Here is a 2,163-nt window from a genome sequence, read left to right on the forward strand (position 1 = left end):
CGACAGATCGCGCACAAAACTTTACAATTTCGGCCCGGTGGAGAGCCTCAGAAGATCAGGTAGTCCGGCGGCTCATAGGGGGGAGGCCCCCCGAAGACTTTGGCCTGCTTCTTGGCCGCGGCATCCAAAGGGTAGGCCCGCAGACTGTCTTCCTTGAGATTCAGCAGGGGCAACCACGACTGTTCCAGCTTGTTTTCCAACTCTGCAGTGTCCAGTGGGCATTCGAACACGGAGTATTGCACCCGCTGGCAACACTGTTCCAACTGCTTGGCCAACTGTTGTCGCCGCTTATCGTCCACCACGTCGTAGCAAACCAACCACAGCATCAGCGCAGCTCTATGGGCTCATAGTCTAGGTCACCGCTCACCAGGCAACGGCTCAGCCGGCGGGCTTGCTCCAGCACAATTTGACTGAGGGGCAGGCGGCGAGATTGGGGAGGATAGAGCAATGGCTCGCGGAAGCGGCGTTCCAGCTCTCCCAAAAACAGTTTTTTGGCCAGGGATCCCAGCCATATGCCTGTCCCATCCGGCGACGGCTCAAAGTCTTCCGGCGTGAGCAGGCCAGCCTTGACAAGCTGGAGCACAGCCCAATCCACCACCAAGGGTCGAAACTCCTCCATCATGTCCAGCACCAGGTTGGGGCGGTAGGGCAAGTTGGCGTGGAAAAAGCCGAGATAGGGATCCAACCCGGCCATCACCACTGCCGAGAACACGCGGGCCAGCAGCACCCCGTAGCCCCAACTGAGCAGAGCGTTGATCGGGTCGAGCGGCGGCTGTCGGTTGCGGCCAGTGAAGTTCCACTCAGGCGGAAAGCAATGTTGCAGGGATTGGTAGTAGGTGCGGGCGCAAATGCCCTCCAGGCCCATCAGCGCTTCTCGATCCGGAGGAGTGGTGGAGCGATCCAACTGTTGCAGGTAGGCGGCGATAACATCAATACCCTCCTGTAAGGGGGCAATTTGGCCGCGGGTAGCCCGGTTGTGCAGTTGTAGAATTGCCCGTTGGTTGCGAATCTTGCCGCGCACAATCACCTTGGCCCACCTCAGCCCCCAGGGGGAGTAGGCCCGCTGATACTGGGCCAGACGGATCTCAGAGTTGGTGGAGAAGGATCCCTGCAGGCGACCGCGAAAACCGCCATCCGCACGCAAAAAAATGGTTTCGATGCCTCGATCCAGCAGTTGGGCCAAAGCTGCGCTGGTCAATTGGATCCCGGGCAACACCACCACCAGCTCCACCTCCGCAAGGCGGCAAAGCTGCTCTTGACCACGGCGGCGAATGAGCAGGGTTTGGTTTTGGCAGTGAACCACAGTCCCCGGCTCGGTTAGGTAGAGGGTGGTCATGGGCAGGAAGGTCAAGAAAGCTTCAGGTCGGGGCGATAAAACTGCAGCTCTGCCTGGGCTTCCCGAGCCATCTGTTCCCGGTAGGCCGGGGGAGCGATGACCTCGCCGTTGGGCCGCCAGTCGCGCAAACGCATGGTGAAATTGGTATCTCCCACCCGCACCCAGGCCCGAAAATAGCGGTCGCTGGCCGGCCTTTGCCGGACAATGTTCAAAATCTGTTCGCGCTCCCGCGCATCCGCCACTGCCTGCTGCACCAAAGCCGGGATCCGCTTGTAGGCAATGGGCTGGAAGGTGGGATGTCGCACTGTGCTTTCCACATAGCGACGGGCAAACTCCGGGGAAAATCGAAGGATCAACAATGCCTTGGGCAGGTAAAAATCGGATCCCCAGGCCTCTTCCCATGCTGCTTGGACTTCCTCTGGGCTGGGCAGCTTCTTTTGCCGTTTGCGGATTGCCAGCTCTGCCGGGATAGAAGGATCGCCCCAGGGGATCACCGCCAGGCGCTCAGACTGGATCCGATCCAGCCGAAAATTGTGCCAGCCCAGGGATCCTTCGGGGGTGGGGAGCTGGCCAAAGGCTGCCAAATACTTGGCGCGGCGGGCATAGAACAAACAGACTGGGTAAGTGAGAACGTGTCGGATCCCATGTTGGCGGGTGGCGTAGTCAAAACCGATCACCCCTGCTTCTGGGTTGGCCCAAAGGGCTTCTAGCTGGCTTTGATATTCATCCACCCGTTCTTGCTGTTCGTCTGAGAGGATGTACTCAAACCAGACAAAAAGCCGCCGCTGCGAGTGCTGATCGCGCCAGCGGGACGGAGTCCTTTCGCG

General features: G+C 59.7%; 3 protein-coding genes. All 3 read right to left on the reverse strand.

Features of this window, described 5'->3' with window-relative positions:
* Window positions 1–47 precede the first annotated feature (47 nt).
* The gene (gene cas2 / locus NW815_RS08845) at window positions 48–326 is read right to left on the reverse strand and encodes a CRISPR-associated endonuclease Cas2 (RefSeq protein WP_414331218.1); all 279 of its coding nucleotides are present in this window, start codon (window positions 324–326) and stop codon (window positions 48–50) included.
* Window positions 326–1,351: a CRISPR-associated endonuclease Cas1 gene (gene cas1 / locus NW815_RS08850; RefSeq protein WP_414344134.1), complete on the reverse strand. Its 1,026-nt coding sequence runs from the start codon at window positions 1,349–1,351 to the stop codon at window positions 326–328. Before cas1 ends, cas2 begins: the two co-directional genes overlap by 1 nt.
* Window positions 1,348–2,163 (reverse strand): TIGR03985 family CRISPR-associated protein (locus NW815_RS08855; RefSeq protein WP_414415917.1); only part of this gene is annotated, 816 nt, incomplete at its 5' end. The genes NW815_RS08855 and cas1, both read right to left, overlap by 4 nt.

This window comes from Synechococcus sp. R6-7 (assembly GCF_047461695.1).
Classification (GTDB): domain Bacteria; phylum Cyanobacteriota; class Cyanobacteriia; order Thermostichales; family Thermostichaceae; genus Thermostichus.

Coding starts and splice junctions, on each gene's coding strand:
- cas2 (WP_414331218.1), bottom strand. CDS start 326: ATGCTGTGGTTGGTTTGCTACGACGTGGTGGACGATAAGCGGCGACAA.